This is a genomic window from Pseudooceanicola sp. NS-SX8 (assembly GCF_057380755.1).
Genome location: NZ_CM170819.1, coordinates 4,328,779 through 4,345,672, shown reverse-complemented (window position 1 = coordinate 4,345,672; position 16,894 = coordinate 4,328,779). Strand labels below are relative to the sequence as shown.

At 65.9% G+C, this 16,894-nt stretch carries 19 protein-coding genes and 1 other RNA gene; 6 read left to right on the top strand and 14 right to left on the bottom strand.

Annotated elements, in window-relative coordinates:
- Positions 1-17 precede the first annotated feature (17 nt).
- The 11 genes from AC2IR1_RS19915 to AC2IR1_RS19865 form a co-directional block, all read right to left on the bottom strand.
- A complete protein-coding gene (locus tag AC2IR1_RS19915) occupies positions 18-821 on the bottom strand; it encodes a TIGR02186 family protein (RefSeq protein WP_486473719.1) in 804 nt (267 codons plus the stop codon).
- Positions 818-1,732, bottom strand: coding sequence for a sulfite exporter TauE/SafE family protein (locus AC2IR1_RS19910; protein ID WP_486473718.1), 915 nt, complete (start codon positions 1,730-1,732; stop codon positions 818-820). Before AC2IR1_RS19910 ends, AC2IR1_RS19915 begins: the two co-directional genes overlap by 4 nt.
- 246 nt (positions 1,733-1,978) lie before the next feature.
- Positions 1,979-2,941, bottom strand: coding sequence for an ABC transporter permease (locus tag AC2IR1_RS19905; protein WP_486473717.1), 963 nt, complete (start codon positions 2,939-2,941; stop codon positions 1,979-1,981).
- 3 nt (positions 2,942-2,944) lie between these two features.
- Complete coding sequence (locus AC2IR1_RS19900) at positions 2,945-3,580, bottom strand: LysE family translocator (protein ID WP_486473716.1); 636 nt, start codon at positions 3,578-3,580, stop codon at positions 2,945-2,947.
- A 3-nt stretch (positions 3,581-3,583) separates the two neighbouring features.
- Complete coding sequence (locus AC2IR1_RS19895; protein WP_486473715.1) at positions 3,584-4,675, bottom strand: ABC transporter permease; 1,092 nt, start codon at positions 4,673-4,675, stop codon at positions 3,584-3,586.
- Positions 4,668-6,287 (bottom strand): ABC transporter ATP-binding protein, encoded by a 1,620-nt coding sequence (locus AC2IR1_RS19890; RefSeq protein ID WP_486473714.1) that lies wholly within the window; start codon positions 6,285-6,287, stop codon positions 4,668-4,670. The genes AC2IR1_RS19895 and AC2IR1_RS19890 overlap by 8 nt, the downstream gene beginning before the upstream one ends.
- An 88-nt stretch (positions 6,288-6,375) precedes the next feature.
- On the bottom strand, positions 6,376-7,383 hold the full coding sequence (locus AC2IR1_RS19885; RefSeq protein WP_486473713.1) for a BMP family lipoprotein: 1,008 nt from the start codon (positions 7,381-7,383) through the stop codon (positions 6,376-6,378).
- A gap of 156 nt (positions 7,384-7,539) precedes the next feature.
- The gene (gene rimI, locus AC2IR1_RS19880; protein ID WP_486473712.1) at positions 7,540-7,971 is read right to left on the bottom strand and encodes a ribosomal protein S18-alanine N-acetyltransferase; all 432 of its coding nucleotides are present in this window, start codon (positions 7,969-7,971) and stop codon (positions 7,540-7,542) included.
- On the bottom strand, positions 7,968-8,591 hold the full coding sequence (tsaB, locus tag AC2IR1_RS19875; protein ID WP_486473711.1) for a tRNA (adenosine(37)-N6)-threonylcarbamoyltransferase complex dimerization subunit type 1 TsaB: 624 nt from the start codon (positions 8,589-8,591) through the stop codon (positions 7,968-7,970). The genes rimI and tsaB overlap by 4 nt, the downstream gene beginning before the upstream one ends.
- Positions 8,592-8,598: 7 nt before the next feature.
- On the bottom strand, positions 8,599-9,159 hold the full coding sequence (locus tag AC2IR1_RS19870) for a NifU family protein (RefSeq protein ID WP_486473710.1): 561 nt from the start codon (positions 9,157-9,159) through the stop codon (positions 8,599-8,601).
- Positions 9,160-9,399: 240 nt separating this feature from the next.
- Positions 9,400-9,855: a universal stress protein gene (locus AC2IR1_RS19865; RefSeq protein ID WP_486473709.1), complete on the bottom strand. Its 456-nt coding sequence runs from the start codon at positions 9,853-9,855 to the stop codon at positions 9,400-9,402.
- A 180-nt stretch (positions 9,856-10,035) separates the two neighbouring features.
- Between AC2IR1_RS19865 and rnpB the strand changes: the two genes are divergently transcribed.
- The 4 genes from rnpB to AC2IR1_RS19845 all read left to right on the top strand — a co-directional run bounded on the left by rnpB (position 10,036) and on the right by AC2IR1_RS19845 (position 12,512).
- Positions 10,036-10,448: RNase P RNA component class A (gene rnpB / locus AC2IR1_RS19860), an RNA gene on the top strand.
- A gap of 184 nt (positions 10,449-10,632) precedes the next feature.
- Positions 10,633-11,328, top strand: a complete 696-nt coding sequence (locus AC2IR1_RS19855; RefSeq protein ID WP_486473708.1) for a PRC-barrel domain-containing protein — start codon at positions 10,633-10,635, stop codon at positions 11,326-11,328.
- A gap of 213 nt (positions 11,329-11,541) precedes the next feature.
- Positions 11,542-11,709, top strand: a complete 168-nt coding sequence (gene rpmG, locus AC2IR1_RS19850; protein ID WP_007799108.1) for a 50S ribosomal protein L33 — start codon at positions 11,542-11,544, stop codon at positions 11,707-11,709.
- A gap of 140 nt (positions 11,710-11,849) precedes the next feature.
- The gene (locus AC2IR1_RS19845) at positions 11,850-12,512 is read left to right on the top strand and encodes a GNAT family N-acetyltransferase (RefSeq protein ID WP_486473707.1); all 663 of its coding nucleotides are present in this window, start codon (positions 11,850-11,852) and stop codon (positions 12,510-12,512) included.
- A 158-nt stretch (positions 12,513-12,670) separates the two neighbouring features.
- On the opposite strand, the gene AC2IR1_RS19840 is transcribed toward AC2IR1_RS19845, so the two are convergent.
- The gene (locus AC2IR1_RS19840) at positions 12,671-13,411 is read right to left on the bottom strand and encodes a Bax inhibitor-1/YccA family protein (RefSeq protein WP_486473706.1); all 741 of its coding nucleotides are present in this window, start codon (positions 13,409-13,411) and stop codon (positions 12,671-12,673) included.
- A 465-nt stretch (positions 13,412-13,876) separates the two neighbouring features.
- Positions 13,877-14,092 carry a DUF1127 domain-containing protein gene (locus AC2IR1_RS19835; protein WP_486473705.1) on the bottom strand — a complete coding sequence of 72 codons (216 nt, stop codon included), beginning with the start codon at positions 14,090-14,092 and terminating at the stop codon, positions 13,877-13,879.
- A 126-nt stretch (positions 14,093-14,218) separates the two neighbouring features.
- On the opposite strand from AC2IR1_RS19835, the gene AC2IR1_RS19830 reads away from it, so the two are divergent.
- Positions 14,219-15,190 carry a LysR family transcriptional regulator gene (locus AC2IR1_RS19830; protein WP_486473704.1) on the top strand — a complete coding sequence of 324 codons (972 nt, stop codon included), beginning with the start codon at positions 14,219-14,221 and terminating at the stop codon, positions 15,188-15,190.
- 33 nt (positions 15,191-15,223) lie between these two features.
- On the opposite strand, the gene AC2IR1_RS19825 is transcribed toward AC2IR1_RS19830, so the two are convergent.
- Positions 15,224-16,180, bottom strand: a complete 957-nt coding sequence (locus AC2IR1_RS19825; protein ID WP_486473703.1) for an NADPH:quinone oxidoreductase family protein — start codon at positions 16,178-16,180, stop codon at positions 15,224-15,226.
- A gap of 325 nt (positions 16,181-16,505) precedes the next feature.
- On the opposite strand from AC2IR1_RS19825, the gene AC2IR1_RS19820 reads away from it, so the two are divergent.
- Positions 16,506-16,877, top strand: a complete 372-nt coding sequence (locus AC2IR1_RS19820; protein ID WP_486473702.1) for a helix-turn-helix domain-containing protein — start codon at positions 16,506-16,508, stop codon at positions 16,875-16,877.
- Positions 16,878-16,894 lie beyond the last annotated feature (17 nt).

Genomic DNA, 16,894 nt, shown 5'->3' with positions numbered 1-16,894 from the left:
TTTCATGTCGGGCGTAGCTACTGGTTGCGCAGCAGGCGGAAGATCTCTGACGCGGCCCAGCCGGCGGCGATGGCGATGAAGATCGCCAGAAGGGCGTAGCTCACCCCGTGTTCGCGCGACAGGCCAAAGAGCCACTGTTCCATCCCCACCTTGCCGACCCGGATCGACGTTTCATGGGTCGCCGCGACGGCGCCTTCGCGCAGCAGGTAGACGTTGACCTTGTATTCTCCCACGGGGAGGCTCGACGGCAGGGGGACCTTGGTCTTGAACAGGGTCTGCTGGTCGAATTCGACCGTCTCTTCCCGCATCTGGTAAAGCCCGGCCTTCTGCCGCAGACGGATCAGGGCTTCGACGAAGTTGTCTTCGTCCGTCACGTCATCGCGCGAGGTGATGGAGCGGATGGCCCGGGGGATGGAGATGCGATGACGCAGATCTTCCGTCGCCGAAAGGATTTCTTCCAGGGGGGCGGAGGTGGCGACAGCGTAGAAGCTTGGCGCCTGGCGGATGATGACCTGATCGGTGTTGACCCAGATCCCTGCACGTCGTTCCTTGCGCTGGACCGAAATGGGTTCGGTGGGCCCGGCGACGGTGACGACCACATCGGCATCTTCGGGCAGCTGTGGGCTCTGCCGTTTGACGGCCCCGAAGATCAGGATTTCCGATCCGTCGAAATTCGCCGTGATCGACACGCGGGCCTGTGACAGGCCCAGCACCAGTTCTTCGGTCGCTGCATCGGTGCTGTCCTGTGCCAGGGTGGCAAGCGGCAGCAGCGCCAGGAAAAGGGCCGTCAGAAGGGCCGGGATATGCGCGGCGCGTCTCAATTCAGCTCCGTCAGCGAGTAGACTTCGGAGGGCGGCAGGACCAGGTCGAGGCCGAGCTTGAAGCAGACGGACAGCACCAGCAGGGCCAGCAGGATGCGCAGCTGCTCCGCCTTCATCTTCGCGCCGATCCGCGTGCCGATCTGGGCGCCGATGACCCCGCCGATAAGCAGGAAGAGCGCGAGGGCGATATCGACGGAATGGTTGGTGACCGCGTGGAGGAAGGTGGTGACGGCGGCAACCAGGATGATCTGGAACAGCGAGGTGCCGATCACGACCTTGGTTGGCATGTGCAGCAGGTAGATCATGGCGGGCACCATGATGAAGCCGCCGCCGACCCCCATGATGGCCGACAGGACCCCGACCGCCGCGCCGACCAGGAAAGGCGGGATGACGGAGATATAGAGGCCCGAGGTGCGGAAGCGCATTTTCAGGGGCATGGTATGGACCCAGCCGCGCTGCTTGCGCGGTTTCACCACGCCGCCGCCCCTGCGGGATTTCCTGAGGGCAGAGAGGCTTTCGATGAACATCAGGGAGCCGATGGCCCCCAGGAAGACCACGTAGCAGAGGTTGACCAGCAGATCGACATGGCCGAGTTGCTTCAGCCAGTTGAAGAGGATCATCCCCAGTCCGGCCCCCACGACCCCGCCACCCTGCAGCAGCGCACCCATGCGCAGGTCGACGTTTCGTCGCTTCAGGTGGGCGAACAGCCCCGAGACGGAGGAGGCGATGATCTGGTTCGCGGAGGTAGCAACCGCGACCGTGGGCGGAATGCCGACGAAGAACAGCAGGGGGGTGATCAGGAAGCCACCGCCAACCCCGAACATCCCAGAGAGGATCCCCACCACCCCGCCAAGACCAAGCAGCAGGAAGATGTTCACGGAAACCTCGGCGATGGGGAGGTATATCTGCATGGCCTCTCCTAGCTCGACTGCCGCAACGCCGCGAAGATGCCGATTGTCCGCAGCGCTTGACCCGATCTTGCAACGGTAGAGGGCGATTGGCAAATCGCTTCGTCGTGCGTGCAGGGCCAGACGGCCCCCGTGGACCGGGACCGGTACGACATGGCCACAGTCTGGCCGGTTTCGAGGGGAGGGGAGGGGCGCGCCGGGCGCTGCCGGCGCTGTGCCCCGGCCCGTTGGCCGGGCCGGGGCGGAGGGTCAGCGTTCCTTGACGTAGGGCTCACCCGAGGCGCGCGGCGGGATGGCCGCGCCGACGAAGCCCGCAAGGATGATGATCGTCAGGATATAGGGCAGCGCGTTCATGAACTGCACCGGGATGACGAATGCGCCCACGTCGATGTTCTGGTAGCGCAGCGCGATCGCCTGCAGCAGCCCGAAGAGCATCGTGGCCGACAGGCAGTACCAGGGCCGCCACTTGGCGAAGATCAGCGCGGCCAGCGCGATGTAGCCGCGCCCTGCCGTCATCTCCCGCACGAAGCCGGCCTGCAGGCTGGTTGCCAGGTAGCTGCCGGCGAGACCGCAGAGCAGGCCCGCGATCACGATGGAAGCAAAGCGCATGCGCACGACCGAGATGCCGGCGGTGTCCACGGCTGCGGGGTTTTCCCCCACGGCCCGCAGGCGCAGGCCGAAGCGGGTACGGTAGAGCACCCACCAGCTGAGCGGCACCAGCAGGAAGGCCACGTAGACCAGGATCGAATGGCCCGAGATCAGCTCGTAATAGATCGGGCCGATCAGCGGCACGTCCCGCAGGCTTTCGGCGAAGGGCAGGGTAATGTTGGAGAACCGCTCGGTCGTCAGGGAGGGCGTGCGGCCGCCCTGGGCGAACCAGGTCTGGGCGATCAGCACCGTCAGGCCCGAGGCCAGGAAGTTCAGCGCCACGCCGGAGATCAGCTGGTTGCCCCGGAAGGTGATCGAGGCCAGGCCATGGATGCCGGAGAATGCCATGGAGGCGATGACCCCCATCAGCAGGCCGACCCAGGGGGAGCCGGAGTAATAGGCGAAGGCGGCGGAGAAGAAGGCCGCGGCGAGCGCCTTGCCTTCCAGGCCGATGTCGACCACGCCCGCGCGTTCGGAAAAGAGCCCGGCCAGGCACATCAGCAGAAGCGGCGTGCCGAGGCGGACGGTGGAATCGAGGATCTGGATGATCGTGATCAGGTCCATGGGTCAGCTCTCCGATGTGGCGATTTTCCAGGCGGCGAAACCGAAGAAGGCGCCGAGCGCCCCTTCGATCCAGCGCCGTCCGGCGGCATAGGCACGGCGGACGGGGGCAGAGGACAGGACAAGCGCCCAGGCCGCGTGGCAGGTGAAGGAAATGACGAAGGAGCAGGCGATGAAGGCCGCGACGACCAGGGCGGATCCGCCCTCCGTCGCGCCGACCGCCGCGATGGCCAGCCAGAAGGCGATGGCCTTGGGGTTGGTGACCTGCATCAGGTAGCCCGAGGCGAAGAGGTGGTGCGCCTTCGCGGGCGAGACGATGGCGGCCACCACCTGCGGCGGGTTCAGGGCCTTGCGGAAGGCCCCATAGGCCAGCCAGGCCAGGTATGTCGCCCCGACCAAGCGCAGGAGCTCCATCGCCCAGGCGACCTGGCTCAGCAGCAGGCCCACGCCGACCAGCGTCAGCACGTTGATGGTGGAGGACCCGGCGGCGATGCCCGTGGTGGCGACCAGGGCCGCACCGCGCCCGCGTGCGGCGGAAACGCCCAGCAGGAAGGCCACCGCCGGACCGGGAGAGATCGCCGCGAAGGCCAGGATCGAGAAGGCCGCGACGAAGCGGGGCAGGTAGGTGATCAGCTCATCCACCTGTCAGCCCTCCTTGCGCAGGGACATGAAGACCCGTTCCAGCGGCCAGCGGACCATGTTGTCCAGCGCGCCGGTGAACAGGATCACCAGGGCCTGGATGACCACGATCAGTTCGCGCGGGATCGACGTCCACATCGCCAGTTCAGCACCGCCCTGGTAGAGGAACCCGAAGAGGATCGAGGCCAGCAGCACGCCGAAGGGATGGTTGCGCCCCATCAGCGCCACCGCGATCCCGATGAAACCCGCGCCTTCGGCGGAGTTCAGGATCAGGCGCTCGCTTTCGCCCTGGGTCACGTTGATCCCCATCAGCCCGGCCAGCCCGCCGGAGATCAGCATGGCGACGATGACGATCCGCACGGGGGAGATCCCGGCGTATTTCGCGCCGGATTCCGAGAAGCCCTGGGAGCGGATCTCATACCCCAGCTTGGTGCGCCAGATCAGCAGCCAGACCAGCACGCAGGCGGCAATCGCCAGGAAGAAGGACACGTTTGCAGGGGCGCCCCGGAACAGCGGCCCTTCGCCCCCGGCGAAGATGTCGCGGAAGGTGGGCAGGTTCGTTGCAGCGGGGAAGACGGCGGAGGCGGGCTCCATCGAACCCACCGGCTTCAGCAAGTTGACCAGCACGTAGTTCAGCAGCGCCGCGGCGATGAAGTTGAACATGATCGTGGTGATCACGATGTGGCTGCCGCGCTTGGCCTGCAAGTAGGCGGGGATGAACGCCCAGGCCGCGCCGAAAAGCGCCGCGAAGACGGTGGAGCCGATGAGCGCCAGCGACCAGTGCGGCCAGGGAATGAACAGGCAGCAGACCGCCACGCCGAGCGAGCCGATGACCGCCTGACCTTCGCCGCCGATGTTGAACAGCTTGGCGTGGAAGGCCACGGAAACGGCAAGGCCGCAGAAGATGAAGTTGGTCGCGTAGTAGAGCGTGTAGCCCCAGCCGGAGGACCGCATCAGCGCCCCGTCGACCATGAGGGAGAAGGCTTCCCAGGGGTTTTCACCGATGGCCCAGATGGCCACGGCAGACAGCAGCGCTGCCAGCAGAAGCGAAATCAGCGGGATCAGGACCACATCGGCCCAGACGGGCATCTTATCCATGGCTCGGCGCCTCTCCTTTTTCGACGGCTGCCATGTTCTCTTCGACCGCCTTGTAGTCTTCGGTGTCGGGCTCGCCCGAGATGCCGGCCATCAAGAGGCCCAGTTCGCGTTCATCGGTTTCGGCCGGGTCGCGGAAGCCCATGATCTGCCCGTCGAACATCACCGCGATCCGGTCGGACAGCGACATGATCTCGTCCAGTTCGACCGAGACCAGCAGCACGGCCTTGCCCGCGTCGCGCAGGCGTACGATTTCCTGGTGGATGAATTCGATCGCGCCGATGTCGACGCCCCGCGTCGGCTGACCGACCAGCAGCAGGTCGGGGTGCTGCTCGATCTCCCGTGCGAGGACGACCTTTTGCTGGTTGCCGCCCGAGAAGCTCTTGGCAGAGAGGTTGGGGTCCGGCGGGCGCACGTCGAAACGTTCCATCTTGGCCGCCGCTTCCTTCTGGATCGCGGCATTGTTCATCAGCGGGCCGGATTGCCACTTCGGGTCGCGGTGATAGCCGAAGACGGTGTTCTCCCAGGCGGTGAACTCCATGATCAGGCCTTCGTGCTGGCGGTCCTCCGGCACGTTGCCGATGGAGGCCTTGCGCCGGGCCGCCCCGTCGGAACCGGGCCCCGAGAGCGGCAGGGGCGCGCCCAGCATGGTGATTTCCCCCGTGCCGTCCATGATGCCGCCCAGAACGTGCATCAGTTCGGACTGCCCATTGCCGGCAACGCCCGCAAGGCCCAGGATCTCGCCCCGGCGGATGTCGAAGGAAATGCCCTTCACCCGCTCGACGCCCTTGTCGTCAACGACCCTCAGGTCCTTGACCGAGAGCACCACGTCGCCCGGCGTCGCGGGCGTCTTGTCGACCCGCAGGAGGACCTTGCGGCCCACCATGAGCTCTGCCAGTTCCTCGGGGTTCGTTTCCGACGTCTTGACGGTGGCGGTCATCTGGCCGCGCCGCATGACGGAGACGGTATCGGTGATCTCCATGATCTCGCGCAGCTTGTGGGTGATCAGGATGATCGTCTTCCCCTCGCGCCGCAGGTTGTCGAGGATCCGGAACAGGTGGTCGGCCTCCGCCGGCGTCAGCACGCCGGTGGGCTCGTCCAGGATCAGGATGTTGGCCTCGCGGTAGAGCGCCTTCAGGATCTCCACCCGCTGCTGGTGCCCGACCGAGAGATGCTCGATCAGCGCGTCGGGATCGACGTGCATCTCGTACTCATCGGCCAGCTGTTTCAGCGATTTGCGCGCTTTCGCGATGGAGGGACGCAGGGAAGCTCCCTCTTCGGCGCCGAGGATGATGTTCTCGACCACCGAGAAATTCTCGACCAGCTTGAAGTGCTGGAAGACCATGCCGATGCCGGCCGCGATGGCGTCCTGGCTGTCGTGGATCTGTGTCTTCTGCCCGTTGATGAAGATCTCGCCCGCGTCGGCCTTGTAGAAGCCGTAGAGGATCGACATCAGGGTGGACTTGCCCGCGCCGTTCTCGCCGATGATGCCGTGGATCGTGCCCGGCATGACGCGGATGGAAATGTCCTTGTTGGCCTGGACCGGGCCGAAGGCTTTCGAGATGCCCTTCAGCTCGATGGCCGGATGGACTGTCCCGGAGGCTGTCTCGTTCATGTGCGGCGTTCCCGTCAAAGGAAACAGGGACCGCGGGTCGCGGCCCCTGTGAAAGTGGGGCGGGGCGGTTGGGCCCCGCCGGATCCGATCAGAATTCCAGCGCCGGGCAGGAATTGTCGGTGTTGTAGTTCACGACGGTGATCTCACCGGCGATGATCTTGGCCTTGGCGTCTTCGACTGCGGCCTTCATCTCGTCGGTGATGAGGTCGGCGTTGAACTCGTCGAGGGCGTAGCCCACGCCGTCATCGGCCAGGCTCATGGTCATCGGGGCGGTGTCCAGATCCTCGCCTGCGGCCATGGCGTCAGCCACGGCGACGTCCACGCGCTTCAGCATGGAGGTCAGCATGTTGCCCGGGTGCAGGTAGTTCTGGTTGCTGTCGACGCCGATGCCCATGATGCCTTCGTCGGCTGCGGTCTGCAGCACGCCCAGACCGGTTGCGCCGGCCGCGGCGAAGACGACGTCGGACCCCTGGGAGATCTGGGCCTTGGTCAGCTCGGAGCCCTTGACCGGGTCGTTCCACGCGGTCGGGTCGGTGCCGGTCATGTTCGGCAGCACCACGATGTCGGCGTTCACGGCCTTGGCGCCCTGGGCGTAGCCGCAGGCGAAGTTGCGGATCAGCGGGATGTCCATGCCGCCCACGAAGGAGATCGTGCCGGTCTCGGACTTCATCGCTGCCAGCATGCCGACCAGGTAGGAGCCCTGTTCCGCCGCGAAGTCGATGGACAGGACGTTGGGGTGTTCTGCCGGGTCGACCCAGCCGTCAATGGTGACGAACTTGGTGTCGGGATAGTCGGCCGCGATGTTTGCGATCGGGGTCGAGAAGGAGAAGCCGGTGGTGATGACCGGGGTGAAGCCCTGTTCGGCGAAGCGGCGCAGGGCCTGCTCACGCTGAGCTTCGGAGGTGATTTCGAGATCCTTGAAGGAGCCGCCGGTTTCTTCCGCCCAGGCGGTGGCACCGTTGTAGGCCGCTTCGTTGAAGGATTTGTCGAACTTGCCGCCCAGGTCGTAGATCAGCGCCGGATCGGCGAGCGCTGCGGTGGCGGAGAGCGCCAGGCCGGTAGCGGCGGCGCCCAGGATCTTGGTCATCAGGGTCATTTGGGTCTCCCAGTTGCTTGGCCGTCTGTCCGTCCCCGGTTGCGCGGCCACTGCTTTGCAGATCTTTGCGATCGACCGATTTAGGACAGAGCGGGTCAGGACGGTCAATAGCATTCTCTGACCATTTGGTAGGGGAAATCGTGATTGACCCTGAGGTCAGCCGATACCTTTGCCCATGATTTCAGCGTCTTTCATCCGTCCGTCGGGGGCGCGGTAGTAGCGCGGCCTGCGACCGGCGCGGATGAAGCCTGCTGCAGAGTAGAGCGCAATGGCCGCCGCGTTGTCCTCGGCCACTTCCAGGAAGGCGGAAATGGAGCCGCGCTGATGCGCGACCTTCTCGAATTCCTCGACCAGCAGGCGCCCGATGCCCTGTCGCCTCCGGGCGGGATCGACGGCGAGGGTCAGGATCTCTGCATCATCGACCATGGTCCGCCCGACGAGGAACCCGCCGGGGCGCAGCACGAGGAAGCAGGCGGGGTCGTGGATCAGGCGATCGATCTCTTCCGCCGACCAGGGGCGGGGGGTCTCGAAACAGGCGGCGTGGAGGCGGGCAAGCGCCTGGGCGTCATAGCTTTCAGACGCGGTCATGGCAGGATCCGGGGCGGGGCGTCGCGCGGTGGGGCGGCATCGGCGGGACGCATGTAGAAGGGGGCGGGCGCCTCGGTCGCGGAGGCGAGCCGGGTCGCGGCGACCCGGGCGATGGCCGGCGCGGGGTTTTCGGGGGCGGGCCGGGCCCCGGGCAGGCAGCCCAGCAGCAGGCAGCCCTCCGGCGTCAGCTCCGCCGGGAGGTCGGCGGCGGGGACGAGCCTTGGTTCGCCCGCGTGGTCGTCCGTCAGCAGCCGGGCGTAGACCTGATCGCGGGGCGCGGGCAGGGTCACCAGAAGGGGGCGCGGCTGCCCGAAGGCCAGCGCGTCGAAGCCGGAGACGCCGATGGCGGGGATCTTCAACCCCAGGGCCAGACCGCGCGCCAGGGAGACGGAAATCCGGATTCCCGTGAAATTTCCGGGACCTACGCCAACGGCCAGGGCCGAGAGATCGGCCCAGTCATGCCCTGCACCCGCCAGAACCCCTTCGAGCAGGGGCACGAGATGTTCGGCCTGGCCACGGGCCATTTCCTGCCGTTCTTCCGCAAGGATGCGGTCACCGGACAGCAAAGCGGCCGCGCAATGCGCGGCCGATGTGTCGAAGGCCAGAATCAGAGGTGGCATCGGCGCGTCAGACGGCAACGGGCCGGACCTCGGTCACCTCGGGGATGTAGTGGCGCAGCAGGTTTTCGATCCCCATCTTCAGCGTCAGCGTGGAGGAGGGGCAACCGGCGCAGGCGCCCTGCATGTAGAGGTAGACCACGCCACGGTCGAAACCGTGGAAGGTGATGTCACCCCCGTCCTGGGCCACGGCGGGACGCACGCGGGTATCCAGAAGCTCTTTGATCTGAACGACAATTTCGGAATCCGGACCGTCGTGATCGGCATGGCCCGTCGCCTGTTCGGCGCCGCCCATGACCGGTTCGCCCGACTGGTAATGTTCCATGATCGCGCCCAGCAGGGCCGGCTTCAGATGGTCCCACTCCAGCCCGTCACGCTTGGTCACGGTGATAAAATCGGTGCCGAAGAAGATGCCCGTCACCCCGTCGACCGAGAACAGACGCTTGGCCAGCGGCGATTTCTCCGCCGTTTCGGCAGAGGGGAAGTCGGCGGTGCCAGCATCGAGCACGGACTGGCCGGGCAGGAATTTCAGCGTGGCAGGGTTCGGCGTGGATTCGGTCTGGATGAACATCGGCGGACCTTTCTTTGTCAGGCCCTCGATATGCGCTTTCGGGGGCCAACTGTCAATATTTGGAACCATTCCAAGTTCCCGGCGAAGCCCGTGAAAACCGGCGAAAAGCCATGTCGGTATCGCGTCGGTATCACGTCGGTATAGCGTCGGTGCGTATTAACGCCCCGTGCGTTGATCTTTCTGGGCGCGACCGGGGCCATCTGGGCGGGGCGGCGGGGCGGCCGCAGGGGCGGCGCCGTTTCAGGTGATCGCTTCGAGCCGTTCCTTGGACAGGTCCTCGGGCACGATGGTGATGGGCACCGGCAGGCTGCCGGCGTTGCGGCTCATCTGGGTGACGAGGGGGCCCGGGCCGCTCTTGCCAGCGGCGGCGCCCAGGACCAGGACGCCGATTTCGGAATCCTCGCGGATCTGGCCAAGGATCTGTTCGTAGGCCTCGCCTTCGCGGATCACCAGTTCAGGGTCGATGCCCTGCCGGTCGCGCATCCATTTCGCGAACACCTCGAAGTGGGCCTCGATCCGTTCGCGGGCTTCGGCGCGCATGATGTCGGCAACGCCCATCCAGTGATTGAATTCCTCCGGAGAGATGACGGACAGGATGGTGACGCCCCCGCCGCTGTGGGCCGCACGCATGGCGGCAAAGCGCATGGCGTTGAGGCATTCGCGGCTGTCGTCGAGGATGACCAGGAACTTGCGCATGAGTTTCCCCTTTTGTGGCAGATCATGGCGTATGGCGCCGGGAGGGGCAATGGCCGGTTGCGGGAGGCCCGCTGAGGGGGCCGGGGACGGTTGCCGGTCTGCTTGTCACGGGGTGATGGCCGCGCCGTTCCCGCGTCGGGTGATTGACCGGCGGGGGCGCTGCGGCTATGGGCACAGCGCGCGGAGGGCCGGATGGCCGCGGGGGCAGGCTGGAAACGGCGCTTCCGAGGAAAGTCCGGACTCCACAAGGCAACGGTGCCGGGTAACGCCCGGCGGGGGCAACCCCAGGGAAAGCGCCACAGAGAACAGACCGCCCGCGTCCCCTCGGTTCGCGGGTAAGGGTGAAACGGTGCGGTAAGAGCGCACCGCGGGACTGGCAACAGGACCGGCAAGGCAAGCCCCACCGGGAGCAATGCCGAATAGGAACCTCGCGCGGGGCAGGTCGGGCAACCGAAACCGTCACCGCAGGGCCGCCTTGGCCCGGAGGTTCGGGTTGGCAGCTTGAGGCGTCGGGTGACCGGCGTCCCAGATGAATGGTCGTCGAACCGGCGCGAGCCGGGGAACAGAATCCGGCTTACAGGCCCTCCGCGCATATCCGCCCAATTTCACTGACCCGCCGGACAGGAGGGAACCCGCGCAGATGCTGCGGTGCCGCGCGCTCGAACCCGCGCATCCGGGGCGGGGCGGGGAAGGCGGCAGGGAACGGGATCGTGAGGGCGCGTGTTGAGGGGACATGACCCCCGCAGAGCGCGGGGATGTGCAAGAGGAGGAAGACCCATGAGCACCCTTTTCAAGACCACCAGCCGCGCCGCCCTGATCGCCATCGTCGCAGCCGCGCCCCTGGCCGCCCCGGTTTCGGCCATCGCCCAGGATGCGAGCGCCACGACCGGGACAACGACCGGGACGGAGACAGAGGCCACCGATCCGCTGCTGATGCAGGACGGTGAGGCCACGGCCGATGCTACCGCAGATACCACCGTGCCGGCGGACGGCACGGAAACCGAGATGGCCGACGACATGAGCGCCGAGCCCGACGTGACCGATCCGATGGCCAGCGAGACCGACATGGCCGATGCCGCGGAGCCGGCCAAGCCGGTGGATGGCCAGATCACCATGCAGACCGAGAACACCATCCTGGCCGATGACCTGCTGGGCGCCCCGGTGTTCAACAGCGGCGACCAGAAGGTCGGCGACATCAACGACCTGATCATCTCCCTCGACGGGGGCGTGGAAGGTGTCGTGATCGGTGTCGGCGGTTTCCTGGGCATGGGCGAGAAGGACGTGGCCGTGCAGATGGCCATGCTTGACGTCGGCGAGACCGAAAGCGGCGCGCCGCGCCTGGTGACGAGTGCCACCAAGACCGACCTGGAGGCCGCGCCCGCCTTCGTGACGGCCGAGCAGCAGGCCCGGGACGCCGAAGCCCTGAAGATGCAGTCGGACACGACCGGCGGCAGCGAAGTGCCGGTGGAGTAAGTCTCCGCACCGGTGTTTCGATCGCCCCTTCGGGGATCCTGCCGGGGTTTCGGCAGTGGGGGTGGCCTGCGGGCCACCCCTTTTTCATCTTTCCCGGGCGGATTCCGCTTTTTTGTCGATTCCCGTGTTGACTCATGAGCGCGCCTCGGTAAAAGGCAGGCTTCATGAGATTTCGCGGGCGGCCCGGAGTGCGCCTGCTGTAGGAGAAGCACAATGGCGAAGCCGACGACCATCAAGATCCGTCTGAACTCGACCGCGGGCACGGGCCATTTCTACGTGACCAAGAAAAACGCGCGTACCATGACCGAAAAGATGACCGTACGAAAGTACGATCCCGTGGTGCGGAAGCATGTCGAGTACAAGGAAGGCAAGATCAAGTAAGATCTGAAAAACCTTGAAGACCATGCAAGCCGCGCCGCAGAGCGCGGCTTTCTTCTTTTCGGGCCGCGCCCTGTCTCCCCCTCCCCCAGAAGCCCCGGACCATGCGTTGCAGGCCGGGGATCGAGACAAGGACCATTCCGATGCCCCTCTCTTCCGGCGAAGATACGCCCCCCGATTGCCTTGATGACCCCGACTGCGGCAGTAGTGCGCTGCTGAGCCCGGGGTCCCTTGCCCCCTCCGTTGCGGCGCCCCTCGCGGGGACCCTTGCCGGAGGAGGGCCAGGCCAGGCCGCCGGCATCCCCGAGATCCACTTGCGCCCCGGCCTGCCGGCGGACACCGAGGCGGTGAACCGGATGCTGGCGCGGTCCTACCGGGCGCTGCTGGCGCCGGACTACCCGACCGAGCTCCTGCGGGAGGCGCTGCCCTTCCTGAAGCGGCCACGGCCCGGCCTGCTGACCTGCGGCACCTACTTCCTGGCGCTGGACGGATCGGAGGAACGGGTGCTGGCCGCCGGTGGCTGGACCGATACGACGCCCTGGGGCGCGCCGGGGCGACCGGGTGAGGGCCACGTGCGCCACGTCGCCACCGATCCGGATGCCGCGCGGCAGGGGCTGGGGGCCCGTGTCATGCGCAAGGTCATCCGGTCCGCCCAGGCGGCGGGGGTGGAGCTGTTGCACTGCCAGTCCACGCTGACCGCCGTGCCCTTCTACATGTCGCTGGGGTTCGAACCGCGCGCGGAGATCGAGCTGCGCCTGCCCAACGGGGTCCTGTTCCCGGCGGTGCAGATGCGCTGGACCGCCTGAGCCGATCCTGCCGGCCGTAGGGTGGGTGCCAACCCACCTTCCGCCGCCATGGCCGAAGCCGGGCGCCAATGTCCCAACAAAAAAGCCGGTCCCGCGGGACCGGCTTTCGTCTTTCTGGCCTGAGCCCCGGGCGGTAAGTCCCGGGCCCCGGTCCGCGATCACTCGCGGTTGCCGAGGAACTGCAGCAGGAACATGAACAGGTTGATGAAGTCCAGGTAGAGCTGCAGGGCGCCCATGATGGCGGACTTGCCCAGCCATTCCTGATCCATCGCATGCGCGTGCTGCAGGTAGGTCGTCTTGATGTTCTGGGTGTCGTAGGCGGTGAGGCCTGCGAAGATCAGCACGCCGATCGCGGAGATCGCGAAGTAGAGCGCCGGCGAACCCAGGAAGATGTTGATGATCGAGGCCACCAGGATGCCGATCACGCCCATCATCAGGAAGGCGCCCCAGCCGGAAATGTCCCGCTTGGTGGTATAGCCCCAGAGCGACAGGCCCGCGAAGGCGATCGAGGTCACCAGGAAGACCTGGGCGATCGAAATGCCGGTGAAGGCCACGAAGATCCAGGACAGCGACAGGCCCATGACGGCCGCGAAGACGTAGAAGAACAGCTGCGCGCCGGCCGCGGAGATGCGGCTGAGCAGGGCGCCGAAGCCGAAGACCATCAGCAGGGGCGCGAACATGATGACATAGCCGAGGATGTTCGGCTGGAGGGTGATGGGATCGCGGAACACGCTGAGCAGTTCGGGCGAGGAGCCGACGGCCCAGGCCACGAGGAAGGTCAGAAGGGTGCCTACGGACATGGTGCCGTAGACCTTGTTCATGTGGGCGCGAAGCCCTTCGTCGATTGCGGCGGACCGGCTACCTGCCGCCGTATGCTGCATGGTTCTGTAGTCAGCCATGGGTTCCTCCAGGAATGAAACATTTCCCCCGGGATGGGGGTCTGCGCTCAATATCGGGAACTCGGGCCGGCATTTCAAGATTTTCACGCGCAAAATCACGCAGATAGCGGGATCCTTCACGGTGGCGTGCGGCCCCGCGGCGACGCGGATCGGCCAACCCCCTGACGACAAAGGGACGGCGCCGGGAAAGTGCATTGAAAAGTCAGGTAAAAAAGATCCGCAGCCCGGCGTGCCTGGCCTGCGCCCGAAGGCGCGTGGCGGGGAACCGTGGCTGCGGTGGCCGGGTGTGAGGCCAGTCGCGGGCCGCGCGGGGAGCACGGCCACGGGGAGATGACGAAATGAGGCGGGCAGCCCGATCGGGGGCGGGCTGCCCGGAGGTGGGACCAGCGGGGCGGTCCCGGGGGGGGCGGTCAGGCCAAGGTCAGGCGCCCTCAGAGCTAGGCGCCTGTCAGGCCATCGGCCCGATCAGAAAGGGCGCGCGGGGGTATCCCAGATCGGCCGGGATGCTTCGAGGTGCGCCTGTTCACGGGTCAGGCCGATGTCGTTGAGCAGCGAGGGGTCGAGCTCACGCAGGGCGCGACGTTCGCGGTAGACGGCCAGGAGGTTGGCAAGGCGGGAGAAAGGCGCGCGAGAGGCGCGCTGGGGGCATGCGACGGCGGGGGCCAGGGAATGCGAGCTCATCTGTCTGTCCTTTCGGGTTGGTGATGCGAGTCGGGGTCTTCATGATTTCTGTTGATGTATATGCGGCGCTATGATCAATATTGGAAATGAATGTTCCTGACGATTAGCATCACGGAGATTGATGATATGCGAAATCTCGACATGACCTCGCTGCGCAGCTTCGTGGCTGTGGCCGATCACGGCGGGGTCACCAAGGCCGCCGGCATGCTGAATTTCACCCAGAGCGCGGTGTCCATGCAGTTGAAAAGGCTGGAGGAAACCCTGGGCATTGCCCTGCTGGACCGGTCGAACCGGCGGATCGACCTGACCCCGGCGGGCGAACAGCTTCTGGGGTATGCGCGACGTATCATCGACATGAATGATGAGGCGCTGACCCGGCTGACCTGCAAGAGCTACGAGGGGGAAATCGTGCTGGGGGTGCCGCATGACATCGTCTACCCGGTGGTGCCGCAGGTTCTGCAGCAGTTCGCGCAGGAATTTCCGCGCATGAAAGTGCAGCTCGTCTCGGCCTATACGCGCAGCCTGAAGGAGAGCTTTGACCGGGGCGAGGCGGATATCATCCTGACCACGGAAGCCGAGCCCGACGCGCGGGGCGAGATCCTGGATGAACGCCCGCTGGCCTGGATCGGGGCGCCGGGTGGTCAGGTCTGGCGGCAGCGGCCGCTGCGCTATGCCTCCGGCCGCAACTGCCTGTTCCGCCCGCTGGTCATCCGGGTGATGGAGGAAAACGGGGTCGACTGGGAAAACGCCGTGGACACCGCCAGCGACCGCACGGTCGAGGCGACGGTCAGTGCGGATCTTGCCGTTTCGGCGATGATCGCGGGGACCGAGCCGCCGCAGCTGTCGATCATCGAGCATTCCGGCGAACTGCCGGAGCTGGGCATGCAGAAGATCTGCATGTACCGCCAGGATCGCGGCGCGGGCGAGGTGATGGAGCGCATGGCCGAAATGCTGCGCATCGGCTACACCAGCGGCGCCGGGCTGACCCGCCCCGGTGGCGGCGGGGAGGCCGGGCAGGGCCGCGGCGGCAACCTGGGCCGCTACGCCTGGCGCCAGGAGCTGAGCCGCGCCCGCAAGCGCCCGGCGACGGCGATCTGAGGCCGGTTCCCCGGCGCGCGCGCCGGGGAGGGGTTACATTGTGATGACGACCTTGCCGGTGGCGGCGCGGTTGCGCAGCAGCTCCAGCCCCTCCATCGCGCGGTCCAGCGGCAGGAGGTGGCTGATGTGCGGGCGGATCCGCCCCTCTGCCTGCCAGGCGAAGAGCTGCGCCAGGGAGGCGGTCAGGATCTCGGGCCGGAAGCGGAAGTAGGCGCCCCAGTAGAAGCCGATCACGTCGATGTTCTTCACCAGCATGTGGTTGGTCTTCAGCTCCGCCGGGCGGCCGGAGGCGGCGCCGATGACGAGGAAGCGCGCCTCGGGATTGCAGGCGCGGAAGGCGGCCTCCCCCAGGTCGCCGCCGACGGGATCATAGACGACATCCGCCCCGCCGAGGGCCTTTACCTCTGTCCGGATGTCGGCGGTTTCGCTGTCGAGGTAGATGTCGGCCCCGGCGGCGCGGGCGATCGCCTCCTTCCCGGGGCCCTTGGCCACGGCGATGACGCGGGCGCCCATGAGCTTGCCGATCTCCACCGCCGTCAGCCCGACGCCGCCGGTGGCGCCGAGCACCAGGAGGGTCTGCCCCGGCGCCAGGCGGGCGCGGTGATCCAGGGCAAGGTGGGAGGTGCCATAGGCGATCTGCAGTGCCGCCGCTTCGGCGAAGCCCGTCGCCTGCGGCAGCGGCACGACGCGATCTGCCGGGACGTTGACGTAATCGGCAAGACCGCCAATTCCGGGAAAGGCCGCCACTCTCGTTCCGGTTGTGATATTTACGCCCTCTCCGACGGCGCTGACGAGGCCCGAAACCTCCATCCCTAAAGTGAACGGGTGAGTCGGTTTTTCCTGATATCGCCCCTCGATCATGAGCAAATCGGCGAAGTTCAGGCCACATGCCCGCGTTTCAATCATCACTTCCCCGGGACCGGGACGTTCTGCGGCTATCTGTGTCAGTTGAGGCTGACTGTGCGTTTTATCACAGCACCAGGCGCGCATCTTTTCCTCCTATTGTCGTGCAATTACGGGCAGATAGTTTGCTCAAAAACAATTTCGACCATACGGCTCAGCTTGTCGATTCTTGCTGCAACGCGGCGGTTCGTGCAAGATTGTGAAACGTGGAAGCTTGATACACATCTGTGAATTGAGTTAACCATTTCGTCAGTCTGCTCTTTCGGGAGCGAACCAGTTGCGTAAAAGTTGAAAATTGTTACGATCCTTCCACGCTGTAGGGATGTGCAGCGTGTTAAAACGAAATCGATTCCCGTCCTCTCTGCGTCGAGTGAGCATCGCGCGGAGCTATCGGGTATGACAGGAGCCGCGAATGACTCATCCGGTCGACGTGCACGTGGGTAAACGTATCCGTCATCGTCGCTGGCTGGTGGGGATGACCCAGCAGCAACTGGCGGAACGTGTTGGTATCAAATTCCAGCAGATCCAGAAATATGAAACCGGCGCAAACCGCGTCAGCGCTTCCCGCCTCTGGGATATTGCGGATGCGCTTGAAGTGCCGGTCAGCTTCTTCTTCGAAGGGCTGGAAGGTGAAGGTGCGGAAGCTGCACCTGCGGCCGCCATGCCGGCGGACGTGATGGGCGACAAGGAAGCCCTGGACCTGATCCGGTCCTACTATGCAATCCCCGAAAACCAGCGCCGTCGCCTGTTCGAACTGGCACGCGTGCTGAGCGACGTGGCCTGAGGCCCGTAGCACACCCA

Excerpts from the sequence above, each read along its gene's own strand:
- AC2IR1_RS19910 (WP_486473718.1), bottom strand. The coding sequence starts at position 1,732 with ATGCAGATATACCTCCCCATCGCCGAGGTTTCCGTGAACATCTTCCTG.
- AC2IR1_RS19905 (WP_486473717.1), bottom strand. The coding sequence starts at position 2,941 with ATGGACCTGATCACGATCATCCAGATCCTCGATTCCACCGTCCGCCTC.
- AC2IR1_RS19825 (WP_486473703.1), bottom strand. The coding sequence starts at position 16,180 with ATGCGCGCCTGGTGCTGTGATAAAACGCACAGTCAGCCTCAACTGACA.
- AC2IR1_RS19855 (WP_486473708.1), top strand. The coding sequence starts at position 10,633 with ATGAGCACCCTTTTCAAGACCACCAGCCGCGCCGCCCTGATCGCCATC.
- AC2IR1_RS19845 (WP_486473707.1), top strand. The coding sequence starts at position 11,850 with ATGCCCCTCTCTTCCGGCGAAGATACGCCCCCCGATTGCCTTGATGAC.
- AC2IR1_RS19885 (WP_486473713.1), bottom strand. The coding sequence starts at position 7,383 with ATGACCCTGATGACCAAGATCCTGGGCGCCGCCGCTACCGGCCTGGCG.
- AC2IR1_RS19840 (WP_486473706.1), bottom strand. The coding sequence starts at position 13,411 with ATGGCTGACTACAGAACCATGCAGCATACGGCGGCAGGTAGCCGGTCC.
- tsaB (WP_486473711.1), bottom strand. The coding sequence starts at position 8,591 with ATGCCACCTCTGATTCTGGCCTTCGACACATCGGCCGCGCATTGCGCG.
- AC2IR1_RS19865 (WP_486473709.1), bottom strand. The coding sequence starts at position 9,855 with ATGCGCAAGTTCCTGGTCATCCTCGACGACAGCCGCGAATGCCTCAAC.
- AC2IR1_RS19895 (WP_486473715.1), bottom strand. The coding sequence starts at position 4,675 with ATGGATAAGATGCCCGTCTGGGCCGATGTGGTCCTGATCCCGCTGATT.
- AC2IR1_RS19830 (WP_486473704.1), top strand. The coding sequence starts at position 14,219 with ATGCGAAATCTCGACATGACCTCGCTGCGCAGCTTCGTGGCTGTGGCC.
- AC2IR1_RS19890 (WP_486473714.1), bottom strand. The coding sequence starts at position 6,287 with ATGAACGAGACAGCCTCCGGGACAGTCCATCCGGCCATCGAGCTGAAG.
- AC2IR1_RS19820 (WP_486473702.1), top strand. The coding sequence starts at position 16,506 with ATGACTCATCCGGTCGACGTGCACGTGGGTAAACGTATCCGTCATCGT.
- AC2IR1_RS19870 (WP_486473710.1), bottom strand. The coding sequence starts at position 9,159 with ATGTTCATCCAGACCGAATCCACGCCGAACCCTGCCACGCTGAAATTC.
- AC2IR1_RS19835 (WP_486473705.1), bottom strand. The coding sequence starts at position 14,092 with ATGAGCTCGCATTCCCTGGCCCCCGCCGTCGCATGCCCCCAGCGCGCC.
- rimI (WP_486473712.1), bottom strand. The coding sequence starts at position 7,971 with ATGACCGCGTCTGAAAGCTATGACGCCCAGGCGCTTGCCCGCCTCCAC.
- rpmG (WP_007799108.1), top strand. The coding sequence starts at position 11,542 with ATGGCGAAGCCGACGACCATCAAGATCCGTCTGAACTCGACCGCGGGC.